The 19,206-nt window shown below is 44.2% G+C and carries 15 protein-coding genes and 2 pseudogenes; 5 read left to right on the top strand and 12 right to left on the bottom strand.

The features are described 5' to 3' along the window. Positions 1 to 166 precede the first annotated feature (166 nt). A complete protein-coding gene (gene ppk2, locus H9653_RS08345) occupies positions 167 to 1,180 on the top strand; it encodes a polyphosphate kinase 2 (RefSeq protein ID WP_263612369.1) in 1,014 nt (337 codons plus the stop codon). Positions 1,181 to 1,317: 137 nt separating this feature from the next. Here ppk2 and H9653_RS08340 read toward each other — a convergent pair whose 3' ends face one another. The 10 genes and pseudogenes from H9653_RS08340 to rsmG all read right to left on the bottom strand — a co-directional run bounded on the left by H9653_RS08340 (position 1,318) and on the right by rsmG (position 11,206). Then, entirely contained in the window at positions 1,318 to 1,665 is a 348-nt protein-coding gene (locus H9653_RS08340) for a PilZ domain-containing protein (RefSeq protein ID WP_191691829.1), read from the bottom strand. Positions 1,666 to 1,707: 42 nt separating this feature from the next. Then, on the bottom strand, positions 1,708 to 2,838 hold the full coding sequence (locus tag H9653_RS08335; protein ID WP_191691828.1) for a DNA polymerase III subunit delta': 1,131 nt from the start codon (positions 2,836 to 2,838) through the stop codon (positions 1,708 to 1,710). 146 nt (positions 2,839 to 2,984) lie between these two features. Then, positions 2,985 to 3,827 (bottom strand): 3-deoxy-manno-octulosonate cytidylyltransferase, encoded by an 843-nt coding sequence (gene kdsB / locus H9653_RS08330; protein ID WP_225211675.1) that lies wholly within the window; start codon positions 3,825 to 3,827, stop codon positions 2,985 to 2,987. 21 nt (positions 3,828 to 3,848) lie between these two features. After that, the gene (lpxK, locus tag H9653_RS08325; protein ID WP_191691827.1) at positions 3,849 to 4,976 is read right to left on the bottom strand and encodes a tetraacyldisaccharide 4'-kinase; all 1,128 of its coding nucleotides are present in this window, start codon (positions 4,974 to 4,976) and stop codon (positions 3,849 to 3,851) included. A gap of 89 nt (positions 4,977 to 5,065) precedes the next feature. Then, a complete protein-coding gene (gene msbA / locus H9653_RS08320; protein WP_225211674.1) occupies positions 5,066 to 6,853 on the bottom strand; it encodes a lipid A export permease/ATP-binding protein MsbA in 1,788 nt (595 codons plus the stop codon). A gap of 143 nt (positions 6,854 to 6,996) precedes the next feature. After that, a complete protein-coding gene (locus H9653_RS08315; RefSeq protein WP_191691826.1) occupies positions 6,997 to 7,437 on the bottom strand; it encodes an ExbD/TolR family protein in 441 nt (146 codons plus the stop codon). A gap of 58 nt (positions 7,438 to 7,495) precedes the next feature. Continuing rightward, positions 7,496 to 8,228, bottom strand: a pseudogene (locus tag H9653_RS12655) (MotA/TolQ/ExbB proton channel family protein). Between the two features lie 70 nt (positions 8,229 to 8,298). Next, complete coding sequence (locus tag H9653_RS08305) at positions 8,299 to 9,420, bottom strand: ParB/RepB/Spo0J family partition protein (RefSeq protein WP_191691825.1); 1,122 nt, start codon at positions 9,418 to 9,420, stop codon at positions 8,299 to 8,301. A 103-nt stretch (positions 9,421 to 9,523) separates the two neighbouring features. Then, complete coding sequence (locus H9653_RS08300) at positions 9,524 to 10,309, bottom strand: ParA family protein (protein WP_191691823.1); 786 nt, start codon at positions 10,307 to 10,309, stop codon at positions 9,524 to 9,526. 180 nt (positions 10,310 to 10,489) lie between these two features. Then, positions 10,490 to 11,206 carry a 16S rRNA (guanine(527)-N(7))-methyltransferase RsmG gene (rsmG, locus tag H9653_RS08295; RefSeq protein WP_191691821.1) on the bottom strand — a complete coding sequence of 239 codons (717 nt, stop codon included), beginning with the start codon at positions 11,204 to 11,206 and terminating at the stop codon, positions 10,490 to 10,492. Between the two features lie 372 nt (positions 11,207 to 11,578). Between rsmG and H9653_RS08290 the strand changes: the two genes are divergently transcribed. The 3 genes from H9653_RS08290 (at position 11,579) to H9653_RS08280 (ending at position 16,487) form a co-directional block, all read left to right on the top strand. Continuing rightward, positions 11,579 to 14,401, top strand: a complete 2,823-nt coding sequence (locus tag H9653_RS08290) for an ATP-binding protein (RefSeq protein ID WP_191691819.1) — start codon at positions 11,579 to 11,581, stop codon at positions 14,399 to 14,401. 118 nt (positions 14,402 to 14,519) lie between these two features. Then, positions 14,520 to 15,686: a helix-turn-helix transcriptional regulator gene (locus H9653_RS08285; protein ID WP_225211671.1), complete on the top strand. Its 1,167-nt coding sequence runs from the start codon at positions 14,520 to 14,522 to the stop codon at positions 15,684 to 15,686. A gap of 135 nt (positions 15,687 to 15,821) precedes the next feature. Next, positions 15,822 to 16,487 carry a TerD family protein gene (locus H9653_RS08280; protein WP_191691817.1) on the top strand — a complete coding sequence of 222 codons (666 nt, stop codon included), beginning with the start codon at positions 15,822 to 15,824 and terminating at the stop codon, positions 16,485 to 16,487. A gap of 130 nt (positions 16,488 to 16,617) precedes the next feature. On the opposite strand, the gene H9653_RS08275 is transcribed toward H9653_RS08280, so the two are convergent. After that, the gene (locus H9653_RS08275) at positions 16,618 to 17,598 is read right to left on the bottom strand and encodes an ion transporter (protein WP_191691816.1); all 981 of its coding nucleotides are present in this window, start codon (positions 17,596 to 17,598) and stop codon (positions 16,618 to 16,620) included. 666 nt (positions 17,599 to 18,264) lie between these two features. Here H9653_RS08275 and H9653_RS08270 point away from each other — a divergent pair. Continuing rightward, on the top strand, positions 18,265 to 18,927 hold the full coding sequence (locus H9653_RS08270; RefSeq protein ID WP_191691815.1) for an OmpW/AlkL family protein: 663 nt from the start codon (positions 18,265 to 18,267) through the stop codon (positions 18,925 to 18,927). Between the two features lie 126 nt (positions 18,928 to 19,053). Here H9653_RS08270 and H9653_RS08265 read toward each other — a convergent pair. Then, positions 19,054 to 19,206 (bottom strand): annotated as a pseudogene (locus tag H9653_RS08265) (IS982 family transposase); the annotation flags it as partial.

Below are 19,206 nucleotides of genomic sequence, written 5' to 3'. Positions count from 1 at the left end.
CAACGATTAAAGGGTGTTTTTTTTGGGGCTGAAAAAATATTAAAAAGACTGCAACAAGTAAACACGGCATACTCATAGCGTTATTGTAAATGTGCTAGAGTAATAAACCACATATAGAACTATCATAATGAATAATAACCATAAAAATATTGCTTAGGAGCTTATTATGAGCAAAGGACCCTCATCGATTGACCGACAAACCTTAAATACCTCAAAGCGGCAAGCGCGGTCAGCACTCGAACAAGACAGTTTTATTACCCGTATGGATAAAGAAGTGTTTGGCGATGAGCTGCGACGCAAAATGCATCAAGATTTGATCGACAGTTATGACGAAGAGCTGGAGAATGAGATAGACGATTACGTGCGCGACTTTCGTTTTGATGGCCGCGCGATGAGCGAGCAAGAAAAGCTCGATCGGCGTACTTATTTTGAAGAATTACTGCGACTACAGCGAGAGCTTATCAAACTGCAAGATTGGGTGGTCGAATACGGCGAGCGCATTGTGGTGATATTTGAAGGGCGCGATTCTGCGGGTAAAGGTGGCGCTATCAAGCGTATCACTCAGCGTCTAAACCCCCGTGTTTGCCGCGTTGCTGCGCTACCCGCACCAACCGAACGCGAACAGTCGCAGTGGTATTTCCAGCGTTATGTAGCGCACTTGCCCGCCGCTGGCGAGATTGTCTTGTTTGATCGCAGCTGGTATAACCGTGTGGGCGTTGAACGCGTCATGGGATTTTGTACTGATGCCCAGTACGAAGAGTTCTTTCAATCGGTGCCTGAATTTGAGCGTATGCTGGTGCGCTCAGGTATTCGCTTGGTTAAATACTGGTTTTCGATTACCGATGACGAGCAGCATTCGCGTTTTATGAGCCGGATTCATGACCCACTTAAGCAGTGGAAGCTGTCAGCGATGGACTTACAATCACGTCGGCGCTGGGAGGATTATACCAAAGCCAAAGAGACCATGTTTGAGCGCACCCATATCCCTGAAGCGCCGTGGTGGGTGGTCGAAGGCAATAATAAAAAACGCGCTCGGCTAAACTGTATTGCTCATTTGCTTGAGCAAATCCCCTATAAAGAAGTACCGCGCGATGAGATTGAATTGCCCGAACGCAAGCGCGATGATGAATATTACCGCGAGCCAATTCCCGATGATATGTACGTGCCACCGCGCTATTAGCCAAATGTATGCAAGTATTATTTAACAAAATACGGCGCATAAAAAAGCAGCCTCATCAATATAGAAGGCTGCTTTTTTCATTTTTTCGCTAAATTTATTATGCTAATAGCAAATACATTTCAAGCTCTGTAAAAACACTACATCGTATAAGTCGACTGCAAGCTATCAAGCTTACCGGCCAATAAGCGCTCGACCTCGTTTTTGATTCTTAGCCCAGCGACATCAGTGCCTATTTGCACCGCAAAACCCGCTGGACGGCCGCTTTGGCTTTTTGAATTGATCCAAACCACTTTACCATTCATCGGTAAGCGTTCGCTAGAATTGGGTAAAGTGACAGCAATAAACACCTCATCGCCCAGCTTTTGGGTTTTGTCAGACGGCACAAATAACGCGCCATTGCTCACAAAGGATAAATAGCTTGCGTATAACGTTTCCATATCTTCAATATGACAGGTTAAAATCCTGCCACGTCCTGGCATTGCCATAGCCCGCTTCCTTTATAAGTGAGGTTTATTTTTTAATCTGATTTATAAATAAGCCAATTCTTGCATCAGCTTATCATAAGCGAATTTTTCTTGCACATTTTGTTGTAGAGCGGTTTTTATTTCTTGCATACTATTTATAAAGACCTCTAACCCGTTTTCAGTAGGTTGATGACTGTGTAAAGACGCTGGTAAATCAATATCCTTTTGCAGCGCATCAAGACCCAAGCATACGCGGCGTATATCAACGAGCATTAGCTCCGACAATTGAATAAACTCGCTTATACTAAGCTGGGTCTGCCAATAGTCGCTTGCCGCTATGCTACTACGCTTGCCGCTACACAGCGCTTGCCACGTTGTCAGCCATAGTGCGCGCTTGCTATACCATGGTGCTTGCGCAAGGGCGACCGCGGCTAAAGGCGCGCCATTTGCCAACTGTATCAGCTGCTCAATGGCCGCTGTGCCGACCGCCTCACGATTGACCATACTACCTAAAGCATGAGTCACATAGTCAACTGCAACGGCAGGTTCAATGGTCTGTAGTGCCAACTGCTGAACACGGCTTTTTATGGTTGGCAGTAACTGCACTGGAGTATCACTGATGAGGAATAAATGTACTTGGGCTTGCGGCTCTTCCAAGGTTTTGAGCAACGCATTAGCAGCAGCAACCGTCATTTGCTCTGCGTAATCGAGCACACAAATCCGCATGCCCTGCCCGCCTTGATAAATAAATGGCTGCAAAGCACGGATATCATCAACTTTTATTTTTAACGCAGCATTATTAGCAGCTTTGGCAGATTTTTTGTCTTTTGCGCTGTTAGTTGCTGCTTGTTTAGCATCAGCATGTTCGGCACTGACTGGCATACTAATAAGTGGCAGAACTTGTAAGCTTGGATGCGTCCCTGATCTGAGCCATTGACAACTCTCGCAAATACCGCAAGCGCCAAGCGGATTGTGCTCGCGCTCTCGGCATAATAACCACGCCACCAAACGCCAAACAAAAGCACGCTTGCCCATACCTTGCATACCAGCGGCTAAAAGCGCATGCGGCAAAGATTGCTGCGGCATCAACACCCGCTTGGTCAGCTGTAACCATAGCTCGTTTTGCCATGGTAATAGTGGTGCAAAATATATATTATCCGTCAAAGGCAATGCGCTGGTCATTTCAGTTGTCATTTCAGTTGTCATTTCAGTTATCTTACTCATAATCGCCTAGTCGCCGCTCAATACCTTTAGTATGCTATACACGCTAATACACGTAAAATATTTGAATAATTGATCATACCGACTAGTTTACTTAGGCTATTACTAATTATATTGTATCAGCAATTTTGAAAATCGACTAAGCTCATGGCATTTAGCCGATCTAAATCTTCTTGGGTATCGACGCCGGCTGGTAGATGACAGCTTGCAGTGGCAATAGCAATATGACCACCATTTTCTAAAACTCGTAATTGCTCTAGGCTTTCTGATATCTCGAGCGGCGTTTGCGGCCAATGCACAAACTGCTGTAACAAGCTAACTCTGTAAGCGTATAACCCCAAATGACGATAAGCGTTTTTTGGTGCTTGCTGCTGTATATTTTTATCGTTTGCCAAAACCACATCACGGTCGCACGGAATCGGTGCACGGCTAAAATATAATGCGCGCTGTAAATGGTTTGACGTCTGACTGACAACTTTTACGACCGATGGGCGCATAAAAGTCTCGTAGTCCTCGATAGGCTCACATAAAGTCGCCATCACACTGTCGCTATCTTGCACTAGCAGTGCTTTGACTTGCTGTAATAATAACGGCGGTACCAGAGGTTCATCACCCTGCATATTGACCACGATATCATGCTCAGCCCAGCCTTTGATAGCGGCAACTTCCGCCAAACGGTCGGTCCCTGACGCATGCTCATTACTGGTCATCACCACATCAAAACCTGCCTCTGTGCAAACTTTAGCAATCGCCTCATCATCAGTCGCAATACACATGTCATCAGCAAAATCAGCCAACTGTGCTTTTTCGGCCACCCACAGTATCATTGGTTTGCCATGAATCTTTAATAATGGCTTACCGGGTAAGCGCGTGCTTTTAAAGCGCGCAGGAATAACAATATGAGTTTTGGCTGGCGCAGCTTCAATTGGCATTGTTTCAGCTGATATTAAGTCTGACGACATGGTTTATTCCTATAAAATCATTTACGCTTTTGTGCTTTTAGATAAATTAATATTTAAAGCTTTTAATTGCTGCTGTAAGTTGACATAGCAACTGTCTGATAACACCGCAGTCACTGGCAATACCCATAAGCGATTAACGAGTTCTTGATATTCATCGTTAAGTGGTTGGCGGCTAGACGTATCTATTAGTAACGCTCTGATTTTGACCGCGTCTTTACTGGTGACAATGATCGGCAGCTCGCTATATTGTAAAAGCTCAGTCAAGCTAAAATCATAATGATCGGGATAAGCGTGCCCAATGACATCAAAGCCAAGCGACAATAAAGTATCAAAAAAACGTTGCGGATAACCGATACCGCTTACCGCATGTACCCGACCATTTGGTATAGGTGGCATAAGTGGCATAGACGTTTTTGCTGCGACACTTAAACCATCTATCTCAACAGCAGAAGGCCATAAAGGCTGCAATTTATCCGCTTGTAGATGCATCGTTAAACGCTTAGCTTGAGCTTGCTTACTATCTTCGGTCGTCCTATCGGTTTTTTCATGGTAAACCACATTGGCACCTTGCAAGCGCGACATAGGTTCACGTAAAAAACCGGTTGGTAGCAATTGCTGATTACCAAAGCCGCGCGACGCATCGACCACAATCCATTCGATATCACGTTGCAGCGCATAATGCTGCAAACCATCATCAGCAATAATCAGTTGTAAGTCAGGATAAGCATTTAATAAGATGGTAATAGCCTGCTTACGATTGGGGCAAACGGCCATCGCCGCGCCTGTCATATTGACGATTAAACATGGCTCGTCCCCTACGATGCTTGGTAAGCTATCGGCATGCACCAAAGCGGGCATTTTGCTGCTATCACCGCCATAACCGCGGCTGATAACGCCTACTTTTATGCCTTGTTTTTGCAGATGAGTAACCAAGGCAATAATCAACGGTGTCTTACCGCTGCCGCCTACCGTGATATTACCAATTACCATCACTGCAACAGGCGCACGATAACTGGAAAATAGGCCTATCTTATAAGCCTGACGGCGCACCATCGTAATGAATCCATACAACCAGCTGACAGGCAGTAGCAGCCAGAGCCAAGCAGCCTGACGTTGCCAGGCACGCGTCATTGTGGTTTCAATACTCATGATGATGTGTTATTTATCCTAGTTATGCAGCCATCTTTATACTACAAAGTACCATCACGGCTTGCAGTGGCTTTAATCAAACAGTAGCTTTATTCAAAATCACGCGCGTACATTTGCGCATAATGGCCATGTAGTTGCATTAGCTCTTCATGGGTGCCTAATTCGACAATTTGACCACTATCTAACACCGCAATACGGTCAGCTGATTCAATCGTTGTTAAACGATGGGCAATCACCAGTGTCGTCCTATCTTTCATGACGTTATCGAGTGCTTTTTGAATATAGTATTCTGACTCATTATCTAAGGCACTGGTGGCTTCATCTAAAATCAAAATCGGTGCGTCTTTCAATAACGCACGCGCAATCGAGATACGCTGACGTTGACCGCCTGACAGCTGCAAGCCTTCAGCGCCAATCTCACTTTGATAGCCATTTGGCATTTTCATAATAAAATCATGGGCAAAAGCGTCTTTTGCAGCGCGCTCGACCTCAGCTTGGGTTTTATTTGCTAGGCTGCCATAGGCAATATTATTAAACACGGTGGTATTAAACAGTACCACTTGCTGATTGACCATCGCAATCTGCGCGCGCAAGCTTTCAAGCTTGATGTCGTCAATTGGCATACCGTCAAGAGTGATTTGCCCCGAGGACGTATTTAAAATACGCGTGAGTAAGTTAACGAGTGAAGACTTACCAGCGCCGCTACGGCCGACCAGTGCTATCGTCTCGCCTGCACGCACATCCAAAGTAAAATCACGCAGCGCTACTGTTGAATCAGGATAAACCAAACTGACATTATCGAACTGAATGTCACCTGCTAAAGTCGGGCTAAGTATGCCTGTGTCTTGTTCTTCTGGCTCATCCAACAAAGTAAAGATTGACTCGCCCGCGGCAAGCCCTTTTTGCAATTTTTGATTGATATCAGTGAGTGAGCGCACCGGCTTACTTAATAATCCTGCGGCAGCAATATAGGAGATAAACTCACCTGCCGAGATATTATCTATTACCGCAGGACGCAGCGCGAGCCATACAACGACCGCCATCGCCATCGCCATCAATAACTGCACCGCTGGGGTATTGATGCTATTGGTCACCACGACCTTCATCCCTTGGCGCAAGTTTTTCTTTGAGGTTATATCAAAACGCTTGGCTTCATACGCTTGTCCGCCATAATTTTTCACTACCTGATAGCCGCCGATGACCTCATTGGTGATGTGGCTGACACTACCCATGGTTTCTTGAATGCCTTTAGACAGCTTTAGATAACGCTTTGAGGCCACCCGTATCAGCCATAAAATCGGCGGTAGCACCACAAATAAAATCAAAGTTAAACGCCAGTTGCTATAAAGCAAAAAACCTATCAAAGCCACCACGGTCAAACCATCGCGCAACAAGGTTTTCATTGAATCAGTACTGGCGGCAGTCACCTGTTCAACATCAAAAATAAGCTTGGATGAAATGGTCCCTGCTGGATTTGCCAGATAGAACGAGCTTGGCAAACGCAAAAGCTTATTGAACACTTGAACGCGTAACTCATAAACAAGATTGCGCGATACCAAAGCCGTATAGTAATTACCCAAAAAACTGCCCACGCCGCGGACAAAAAACAGCGCCACGATAATAAATGGAAATAAGTCCTGTTTGCTTTGATCGTTTTGATTGATGGCATCAGTGATATATTGCAATAACTTGGCAATCCAAATCTCTGTTGCCGCATTAATCGCAAAGCCTATTATGACCAAGATTAGCGCCCACCAATAAGGTTTAAGGTAGCTTAATAGCCGCAATAAAGTCCTATGCCTGGGCGTATTTGATGGCGCTGCTGACAACTTTTTAGCAGAATTTTTTTTAGAGTCAGGTTGATAAGCTTGGCTCATAAAAGCCTCAATTTAGGTATAAAAAGAAATGACACAAATGCAGCAGTGGCAAGTGAACATAAAATACAGCAGTAAAAGCCTCAAGGGTAATGATAGTGGCGTTTGATGCTTTTACTGTAGCAATATATCAAACGCCCTAAAATTTACTGCGGCGCAGATTCTGGTAAAGGCTGCCCAAGTGGCACAACCGTACTGATATTGAGATTTAAAAAACCCAGTTTACCAGCGATATCCATGACCCGTACCACCGATTGATGAGTGGCATTTGCATCAGCAGCAATGACAAATAGCATATCACGATTGCTTCCCGCTTCTTGCTGAAGCATGCTGGTCAGCTCGGCCTCATCGCTACTCGCAAGGGTGATGCCATTAACAAGATAACTGCCATCTTCTACAGCGACTTCAATACTGTTTTTCTCTTCTGTTAATGCTACCCCTTCCGCTTCAGGAAGAATAATATTTAAGCGGCTAAAGTGATTAAACGAAGTAGCAAGCAGTAAAAATACGATTAAAAATAATAAACAATCAATCATCGGCGTCAGATTGATTTCAAGTGGCTCAACGGTCGGTTTTCTAAAACGCATATCGCTCTCTTTAATGGGCTGCAATGTACAGATTCAACAAATAAGTGACATCACACAATTAAGTTGCTGTAGCGGCTGTCTCTAAATCTGAGGTATCAAGTGAAAGCTCATAACCTTTAGTTTTAGTTGTTTCTGCACCATTAGTAGGTAGAGAGATGGTAGAGGCTTGCGTATTGTCCAGCAATTGATAATCATACAATTCTTGAATCATCAGTCCCGCTTGCGTCTCAAACTGTGCATTGATATCGATAATACGGCGCTGAAAATAACGATAAGCAACCAGAGCTGGGATAGCCACAATCATACCAGCCGCCGTGGTAATCAATGCTTGTGACACGCCAGCAGCTAGCATCGTTGGGTCTTGCATCGCGCCATCAGTAATCGCCAAAAACGACGAGATAATACCCAATACCGTACCTAGCAAACCAAGCAGCGGCGCAATCGCCCCAATGGTGCCGAGCATATTGATATTTTTTTTCTAACTGATGCACTTGTACACTGGCGCGGTTTTGCATATGCATTGTCATTGAGTCGAGGCCGTATTGACGATACAGCAGGCCAGTTGCCAAAATATCGCCTAAAGGAGTTTTTTCTTTGACATTCATCAGCTGCGTACGGCCAATATCACCGTTTTCACGTAGGCGGGTTATCAGCTGTTCGCGCAATCTATTAGGTACAATTTTATTAAACTGCAACGTATGGCTGCGCTCGATAATAATCACCAATGCCAATATTGAGCACACCACGATAGGTGTCATCAGCCAACCACCTGCTTTTACCAGCTCCCACATACGCACTCTCTTCTATGTTTTTATAAAGTCGTCAAAAGATGGTTTTACGTTTGTATTTTTAATAAAAATATTAAGCCTGCGCTTCTATATGCTTAATCAAAGCCGCTAGCTGATCTTGGCTGTGAAAAAATATCTCAACACTACCCTGCCCATCTTTTTTATGCTTAAGCTTTACTTCTGCGCCTAACATATCAGTTAAACGCTGGGTTAAGCGCTCAACATCGCGAGACTGTACTTGCTCGGTGCGATTGGCTTTTGGTGCTGGCTGCAAGATTGACTTAACCAATTTCTCAGCCTCGCGCACTGTCATGCCTGCATCAATGATTTTTTGCGCAATAATAGGCTGCTGTTCTGATGATAGCGCCAACAGGGTACGCGCATGTCCCATATCTAAAGCACTATTTGCCAAATGATCTTTAACTGTATCGTGCAGCTGATTCAAGCGCAAAAGATTCGATACCGTGGTACGCGCTTTACCAACGACTTCGGCAATCATGGCATGGCTCATACCAAATTCTGTATGAAAGCGCTGCAGGGCAGCCGCCTGCTCAATCACCGATAAATCTTCGCGCTGAATATTTTCAATCAAGGCTAATGCTATGGCCAATTCATCAGATAGTGCACGTTCAATCGCTGGTATAACCGATTTACCCGCCATTTTTGCCGCACGCCAGCGGCGCTCGCCAGCGATAATCTCATGCGTCACCAAGGCTTCGCTTTTATCTTCATTCGCCAGTAATGGACGAATAACAATCGGCTGCATGACGCCATGCTGCTCAATAGAAGAAGCCAATTCTGCCAGCGCCGTTTCGCTCATATCACGGCGCGGCTGATACTTACCTGCTTGCAGACGCGTGACATCGATTTGCACCAAGCTGATTTGGTCTTCAGAAGCGCTATTTTCTGTGGCGTTCGCGCGCGCTTTATTAACAGGGGCTTTTTTTATCGTCCGCGCTTTACGATTATTATTGTCATTGGTTTGTTCAGACACTGGCAAGGCAGAAGGCTTGTTAACAGCCGCAGCTGCGCTATCTTCTTGCTCAATAGGTTGTGGTATTTTGGTTGACTCAGTATGCTCACGCACTACCGTGTCATCTTGTAAGGCAGAGGCGGCAATTTGCTTTTCTTTTTTGATTGACCCTAATAAGGCATCTAAGCCTCGATTGGCAGCCAACCCTCTTTTCTTTGCCATGATTACCTATCCTCTAACGCTAAAATAAAAAGCCAAATATTGCTAAATACCGGCTTACTGATAAATATAATTTGCTGTTCTTTTATTAACTTGCAACATGAACTTATAATGATGCGCTCTGCTTTATCACCTCAGCCGCCAGTTTTTGATAGGCGCGCGCACCTTTTGACCATCTTTCGTAAGCAATAACTGGCAAGCCATGTGCGGGTGCTTCAGCCAAACGAATATTTCTTGGAATATGAGTTTTATACATAATATCACCAAAGTGCGCCTCTAACTCAGCAGAGACATCACGCGCCAAGGTATTGCGCGCATCGAACAAGGTTCTGACCACACCGCGAATATAGAGCTTAGGATTAAGTTCAGTGAGACGCTCAATCGTCTGCGACAAATCCGCCAAACCTTCTAGGGCATAATATTCACACTGCATGGGAATAATAACGCTATCGGTGGCAACTAATGCATTAATCGTTAATAAATTTAAGCTTGGTGCACAATCGATAATGACATAATCGTAAGCAGATTTATTGGTCGCGATTTGATCCTTGGCCAACTGCGCCATTGCCGTCTTAAAGAGCTCATGACTATTGGTTTTGCTCATTAAAGTAATGTCCATCCCTGCCAAATCACGATTGGCGCCGATGACATCAAACCCAGCTGGACTACTCACAATCGCCTCAGATAGCGCAACGCCATCGAGCAGTACATCAGCGATGGTCAAGTCCAAGGCGTTCTTGTCGACACCTGCGCCACTGGTCGCATTGCCCTGTGGGTCTAAGTCAATCAGTAGTACATGCTTGCGCTTGGACGCTAAGCTGGCGGTCAAATTTACTGCCGTCGTGGTTTTCCCCACGCCGCCTTTTTGATTCGCAATCGCTATGATTTCCATACACTCACTCAATTTAATTAGAATCTGTTACTGATTTTTACTACAGTATTTTTGCCGCTCAAGCTTATTATATTACTCAAATACCTGACGCTTACCTATAAGTCTATTTAGACACCAGCGTACACGCCACTTATGACTAAAGAACAATTGTTGCCTCACATAGCGTGACGTGCTCATAGCTTAGACATTTTTATAAGATAATTCAATTAAATGACGACTATCTTGTAAACGCGGTACTTTTAATGCAATCGTTCTTATCTGCCAAGCGTCACTTAGCGCCTGTAGCTCTTCATCGCTTGGGGCCTTGCCTTTCATCGCGCATAAATAGCCATTTTCTGCCAAGCGCGGCTTAGCCACTTCGACAAAATCAATCAGACTGGCAAAGGCTCTTGAGGTTACCACCTCGTAGCTGGCTTCATGCGCCTCAATACGCGAGGCGATTGGGTGCATGTTACTCAAACCAAGCTCGCTACTGATTTGCTTAATAAAACGAATTTTTTTCTGATTGCTATCGAGGGCGGTACATTGGCGCTCAGGCTGACAGATAGCAATAATCACCGCTGGCAAGCCCGCCCCCGTACCAATATCAAGCAGCGACCCTGACGGTAAATGCGTTATAATAGCCAAACAATCGATAATATGTTTGATAAGGGCCTCGACTGGATCGGTAATCGCGGTCAGATTATACGCCTTATTCCATAATAAAAGCTGGTCTAAATACAATAATAACGTGCGCTGCTGCTGTGCGCTTAACGTCAGACCCAACTCGTCTATTGATTGCGCGAGCATAGTGGCCAGCTTAGGTAATTGCGCACCGAGCTTTACAAAGCCTGTCGGGTCAATATGACTGTTACCCGTGCTAGCAGACGATGAAGAGGTTTTAGTAGAATCTGACATACGGGTTATCCAGTTTTAACATGTGAACCGTCTATTTTATCATGCGCTCTGCCCATTGAATAGTTGCAGATTGCGCCAATGTACGCCATCTTATACTATCTACGCCTATGTCGAGGGCTTATCTTCTTCAATAACCAGCAAGTCAACGTAATAAAATCTCTATTATTACAGCCTAATAAGCTAAAACTTTCACTTTACTATGATACAAAACTGCGCTGAATGTCTTGTCTAAAACGCGCCGATATCTTGTAAGATGTTCTTATTTACTATTATAAATGTAAGCATGATTAAAAATACATTCCTAAACTTAAAGCGCAAACAGTAAAAAATCAATAACCATTCCACCCTTTTAAAACGACCTACTATATAACTATGACCGAACCGCAAAACACCCCTATAAATCAAGACTCAAAAGACAGCAAATCTATGGCAACACCTGTTAAAAATTCAGCAGTAACAAAAGCTTCTAAGCCAGACAATACAAAGCCGACAGCAATAAAGGCGAACGAGACTGATGAGCAAGAGCGCACCTTAGATACGCCTAGTACGCCTCATCCAGTATTTATCGAGGTTAATGAGCGCTGCCTTATTAGTGCCGAGCAGCTTAAGCGTTATACCAATCCTGATGAGCTACCGACCGATACCCGCACTGCCCCTGATCTAGATGTCGGCTTTGGGCAACAGCGCGCCCTGAAAGCCTTGCAGACGGCGCTAGACATTCATGCCAGCGGCTATCACGTCTTTGCCGCGGGCGAAAATGGTTTAGGCAAACGCACAGTGATCAGTCGCTTACTACAACGCATTGCCGCTGATGCACCGACGCCTGATGATTGGGTTTATGTGCACAATTTTACTGATCCGCGTACACCGCAAGCACTGCGCCTACCTGCCGGGCAAGGGCAGATATTGCAACAGCAGGTCAACCAATTATGGCAGCAAGCAAAAAAACGACTTAGCCAACGTTTTCGTAGCGACCAGTATCAAAGCAAAATCGAAGCGATTAAAAATGACACCCATCAAAAAGAAAGTCAGGCTTACGATGACCTTAATACCGAAGGTAAACAGTACGATTTGGCACTGACGTTTCGCGCATTTGATAATAAAGCGGTATTTGTCCATCCTAGCAAGTTATCTACCGAAGAAAACAATCAGAGCATTGACCATTTAAAAATTTCTAGTAGCCAAAAAAATCAAACAACAGTAGAAAAGACTGCGCACCCTACTAAAAATAATCTTGATGATGATAATGCTAACAGCGAGTATGGCAACGAATACGGCAAAAGCGAATATGAAGCTGAGCTGAATAATTTTGCCCAAAAAAACCATATGCAAAAGCGCTTAAGTCAGCTAACCATCGCCTTAGAGCAATTAGAAGACGAAGCCAATGATGCCATTGAAGCATTGCATCGCAATATTGCACGCCGTGCGCTACAACCTTTATTTGCGCCTATTTATGAGCAATTTGCTGCTCATCCCTTGGTTGTCGAGTATCTAAAAACCGTATTTGCCGATATGGTTACGCATGTCGAGCGCATCGTTAACGGTGATGATGAGGAGTTTGTGACGGCCGTTCTTGCCACAACGCCGAGCCGTTATGCGATCAACGTCATTGTCAGTCATACGCCAGATAGTGGCGCCCCCGTCATCTTTGAAGATTTGCCGACGCATTTAAACCTATTGGGTCATGTCGAGCAAATCACCCAATTGGGCACAGTAACCACCGATGTCAGTATGATTCGAGCCGGCGCCCTGCACCGTGCCAATGGCGGCTATTTGTTATTAGAAGCCAGTCATCTGCTTGAGCACCCTTACGCCTGGCAAGGCCTTAAGCGCGCCCTGCAATCACGTAAAATCAGACTATCTAGCCTTGAGCAGATGCTAACCTTGACAGGCAGCTTGTCGCTTGCGCCCGCACCGATTGACCTTGATATTAAGGTGATTTTGCTTGGCGAAGCAGATTTATATTACGAATTATTAGAGCTTGAGCCGGAATTTGATGCGGTATTTAAAGTTCGTGCCGACTTTCACGACGATGTAACACGTAGCCCTGAGCATGAATTGGCATTGGTAGCAAAAATGGCAGACATCATTGATTATGCCAGCCTTTATCCGTTTGATAGTAGCGCCCAAGCTACCTTACTTGAGCATTTAAGCTTACAAGCCGAAGACCAAGACCGCTTGAGTTTGCATAGTGATTTATTGATTAAGCTGTTGCATGAATCCAACCGCCATGCACGTTTGAGCGGTAAAAATATCGTTAGCGCCATACACGTGACCCACGCTATTGACGATATGGACGAGCGCTCAGGATACTTGCGCGACCTATATTGGGATGAACTAAAAAATGGCCAACAGCTGATTCAGACCAAAGGTGATGCGGTCGGGCAAGTCAATGCACTCACCGTCGTCAGCTATGCCGATAGCGAGTTTGGTATGCCTGCGCGTCTGACTGCCGTCATTCAGCCAAATATTGGCGCGGGTGAAATCCTCGATATCGAGCGCGATGTGGACTTGGGCGGCAGCTTACACGCAAAAGGTATGCTGATTATGACCAGCTATTTGCGCGCCTTATTTAGTCAGCATCATGCGCTCAACTTTAGCGCCTCACTCGCTTTTGAGCAAAGTTACGCTCATATCGATGGTGATAGTGCCACAGTCAGTGAAGGCTGCGCGCTGCTGTCCGCTTTAGCAAACATCCCGATCAATCAATCTTTTGCGATTACCGGCTCAATGAATCAGTTAGGCGAAGTCCAAGCAGTCGGCGGTATCAATTCTAAAATCGCGGGTTTCTTTGACGCTTGCCGTGAGCAAGAGCTGACGGGACAACAAGGCGTGGTCATTCCGATGGCCAACGTCAAACAATTAATGCTGCGTGACGACATTATTGCCGCCGTCAAAGCCGGCCAGTTTCATATTTATGGCGTGCAGACGCTTAGTGAAGCCTTGACCTTAATGACGGGTCTGTCTGTCGACACCATGAATAAAAAAGGTCGCTACCGTAAAGACACTCTATTTGGTAAAGTATTAAGTCGGTTGATGCTTTGGGATGAAAATCAAAACGCTGATGACGAAGTCGATGATAAAAAATCGAAGAAAAAAAAGCGTAAGGCCAAACGTCAAAAAAAACAAGATAAGCAAAAAAAAGCCAAGAAAGAACAAGATGACTGCTGCCCAAATACACCAGAGCAACTCTAGACGCTGATATGCTTTTCTGCGATGATGAGTTTTTTGCGCTTTGCTGTTTTAATAAGCTGTATTCATAAATAATACCCTTATAAAAATTAAACTCGTGACTGAATAAAGGTTATCTTTAATGACTGTACATTCTACTGATGCCAATGCTCTTCAATCGCAATCAGCTGTTGATGAGTCAGCAACTGCCCTAGTGCTAGGAGACGTGCCTAAAAAAGTTACTGAGCAAAATGACGAGGTTGTGACAGATAATAAAGCGTCTGAGGAAGCAGCAGATAATCGTCATGGCGCCGCGACAACCGCGCGGCAATGGCAAGTGTTGTCGCAGTTGCAGCGCAATCGTTGGGTAGGTACCACCCATGTCTACGAGCAGCTTAAATTGGCAGGTTTTGATATCAGTTTACGCACCGTGCAACGCGATTTAAATGCCCTTGCCAAACGCTTTCCTATCGAAAAAAACAATGCCAATCCACAAGGCTGGCGTTGGAAAGATGATGCGCCGCTACAAAGTCTGCCGCATATGAATTTATCGCAAGCGGTTGCCTTTAATATGGTCGAAGCCAATCTAAGCCAGCTGCTGCCGCCGGTTATTTTAGATGAGCTTTTTCCTTGGTTTGATTTGGCACGCCGGCAACTTAGAAACAGCAAAGTCACCCATTCATGGATTGATAGGGTACGTATCGAGCCTGCCTCGCAGCCTTTGATTGCGCCGCATATTGATTTGGAAAGTAAAGACAATATTTATCATGCGTTGTTTTATCAACTACAAATAAAAGCCAGTTATACTCGCAGCGATAAATCACAAGCCAGCGAATACATTCTAAATCCCATTGCTATCATTCAGCGTGGGGTGATTATTTACTTATTGGCGACGCGTACCGATGACCCAGACGTGATTATTCGTACCTTTGCCCTCCACCGCTTTGCAAGCGTTGAGATACTAGAAAGCGCGGCTCAAACCCCTGATAATTTCCACCTCGATAACTATTTAGATGCAGGTGGCATGGGCTTTAGCCATCCTCTATTTAGCCAGCTACCCGATCGTGGCAAACATACCGCAGTTGAGCTACAATTTACCAAACAAGCAGGGAAAAGCTTAACGGAAAGCAAGCTGAGTGACGACCAGACCGTGACCATCAATAGTGATGAAACCCTAACCATACGCGCAACCGTCAACTTAACCTCACAGCTGGTTTGGTGGCTACGTGGCTTTGGCAGTGGTCTATTAGACGCCAAACCCGCCCTCCTATATCAAGCGGTTTTAGACAAACCCATCAATCATGCATAGCGGCAATAAAAAGACGATGAATGATTATTTATGATAATTATTAACGATGATAAAAATTTAACCGCTGTAGCCAATAAGCCAACGTTTATCTTAATTAAAAACCTAATACAAAATTAAAAACCCAAAAGGAATATTATGTCAGCCACTACCCCATCACCGTTACTTTCAGACAGTTTAAGAGCGCTGGGTTTAGACACGGGGACATTATTTTTTGCGCTCAATTATGAATTTACTAAGATTGAGCAAGAAGGCTTATTTAAAAACCTAAAAAAACGCTTTAAGAAAAATGAAGGCGCGATTGATATTGATTTGGCCTGCGTACTATATAACGACAACTGCACCATCAGCGATATCGTTTGGTTTAAACAGTTACGGGATAAGGCAGAATCCGTCAAACATCAAGGCGATAGTCTCAACGGTAAGGACCGCGGTGAACAAGCGATGTATCTTGCGCCCCTTGACCAAGAGCAAATCAGAATTTATTTGGATAAAGTACCTGCGCACATTACCCACATTGCCTTAATCGCTAACTCTTACCACAACCTACCGTTTAGCAGAGTCAAAAAAGGCGAGATTCATTTAAGCGATGATGAAGGCAATCGCGTTTTTGAGATTAATTTAAAGCAGCTACCACGTGACTGTGTAACGCTTTGGGCGGCACACTTGCAGCGAGAAGTGGATGATTGGCATTTGACCCTGCAAAATCTACCGCTACCTGCAAAAGATTTAGCAACCGCCGCGCAAGAAGTGGCGCATGAATTGGCACGCGCTCTACCGATTACGCCAACTATGTATAACTGATGCATAACCAGTATTAGATTGGTTTTTAGCTACCAATTAAAAAACCTATCAATTAAAAAAGGACAAAACGCTGTTGAGATTTCACGTTTTACCCTTTCCATTTTCATCCAAAAAATTTTAAATACTTACTTTATTCTAACGGCTCACCGCAATGCGGACAAAAATTCTTTTGCCGCACTTCCTTTTCTCGGCGCTCAAGCTCTTTTTCGCGCAGTACTTGCAGTACGATTTCTTGTGCTTGCTCCTTATCCAATCCAAGCTCGCGGCGAATCTTTTCAATCATCATCTGATTTTGCACCAAATCAAAATTACTATCGACCAGTTGCTCACGAAAATCTTGCTCGAGCTCTTCTCGGCGCTGACTCAGCTCATTTGCCAAACCCGTCGCCAAAATACCCGCTGGCAAAGCCGCAAGACCAACGCCTAGTATGGTGATAAGTGCACCTAGTATCTTACCAGCATTGGTGATAGGTGTGACATCGCCGTAGCCTACCGTCGTCAGGGTGACCACCGACCACCACATAGCTTTGGGTATCGACTCAAACTCCTCGGGCTGGACGTGGTTTTCGACCAAATAAATGCCGCTCGACGCTGTCACAATCATAATAATTAAGATAAAAATGACCGCTTGAAACGAGCCTTTTTCCTTACTGATAACCACCAATAAAATACGCAATGAGACAAAATAGCGGGTAAGTTTCAAAATTCGAAACAGGCGCAAAATACGTAAGAAGCGCAAATCGATACTGACAAAGAAATTCAAAAATGCGGGGGCAATGGCAACGATATCAATCAACGCCGACGGACTTTTTAGCCAATCCCAGCGCTGACGCCACGTCGTATTATCAGGTTTGGCTTCAGCGACACTCCATAGCCTCAGTAAATACTCAATAGAAAAGATCACGATAGAGAAGTTTTCAAACCACGTAAAACACGCTTGATACGGGTAATACCAGTTGTCAACCGACTCAGCGATAACCGCCGTGACGTTCGCCATAATCAAAAAAATGAGAAAGTAATCGACATAGCGACTAAAGAGCGTGTCATGCTCATCGTTTTGTAAAATATTATAGACGAAAAGACGCAAGCGCCGAATAGATTGGAATAGCATGCCGTCCCTATGTGGTGTAATACCGGTTTTATATTATTAAAAATCAGGTGGGAGATATCAACAAAAAGGCAGTTGCGCTTGCAGACTCAATGAGGGTTTTTTAAACAATTTATCGCAATTTTTGCTTCAGACGTTATGATTATACAAAATTTATGTAATAAATGTAGGTCGTGATTACCAATAGCAGCGCCGTGACAAAAAAGACCAAACGTAAAAAACGCTCATCCGCTCGTAATTGATTGCTTAAGTTTTGGGCTGGTAATAAAAACGAGCCGCATTTAGGACAACAGGCATCTATTTGGTTTAAAAGCTTAATTGAGCGGGCATTTTCGCAGCGCAGCGGAGAGTTACTACAATAACCGAGTATAATATCCAATCTATCCATGTCATTGTTTAATATTAATGTTTAAAAACGCAGATGTAGCATAAGACGAGCATTTAAAAATGGAAAGGGTAATTTAACCCATAAAATCCGTCACGACTGTAACATAAAATACAATTAAGCCAATTTCCTGTTTAAAACCTTACTCCTCGTAAGGTTTTTGTACTATAATAGAGAAATAATGTTACGAGTTATATCCTGACTCTCACGTTATCTAATGGTCACTGATGCCATCTCTCATTAGAAACTGACCAATAACATCTATTATGTTGAGGAACTTAACGATGAAACTACAATCCCTAGTTTTAGCTGCTGCAACTGCACTTACTATGACCACTGCTTTCGCTGTACCTGCTGGTACTTGGTCTGTGGCTGCTGGTGCTCACTATGTTGATCCAAAAAGTGATAACGGTACTCTAGCAAACACTGATCTTAATTTAGTTGCTAATGTCGATGTTGATGGCGATGTACGTCCAACCATCAGTGGTGAATACTTTATCGCCAATAACGTTGGTATTGAACTACTAGCAGCGATTCCATTTCATCATGATTTCACTTTAAATGATGCTGATGGTAAAGAGATTTTTACAGGCAAGACTCAACATTTACCACCTACTCTTTCTCTACAATACCACTTCGATGGCTATAACCTGCCTATGAATGTGAAACCTTTTGTTGGTGTTGGTGTGAACTATACAACTTTCTTCAAAGAAAAACTTAATAACAACTTAGGTCTTGAGTTAAAACTTGATGATAGCGTTGGTGTTGCTGGTCATATCGGTCTTGATATCCCATTTGCGCCTACTGAGTCTTTGCGTATTGATGCCCGCTATATGGACATCAAAACAGACGCTACCGTAGTAAATGGTGCGGGCGTTAATTATGAGCTTGGTGAAATTGATATCAGCCCTTGGGTATATGGCGTTGCTTTCGTAAAACAGTTCTAATATAGTCCATTGCTATAATATAAGTAAAAGAAGCCAGCTTAATAGCTGGCTTCTTTGTGTTTGTGAATGCCTTTTATTACTTAACCCCAGTTCGGGATAAGCCACATTGTAACTTATTGATACTATTTACAATGTGGCTACCTGCTCCTTCTGAGGCATGTTTTTGATGGTGGGTTTATAGGGAAACCAGCAATAAGCAATCAAACCTGACAGCAAGTTTGTGATAAACCCCGTGACACTACGATGGCGTGAGTGTTCGATTTGGCACAAGTTTTTAAG

This window comes from Psychrobacter communis (genome assembly GCF_014836505.1).
In the GTDB taxonomy this organism is placed as follows: Bacteria; Pseudomonadota; Gammaproteobacteria; order Pseudomonadales; family Moraxellaceae; genus Psychrobacter; species Psychrobacter faecalis.
The sequence above is the reverse complement of the archived record's forward strand: the minus strand, read 5'-3'. Positions and strand labels throughout refer to the sequence as shown.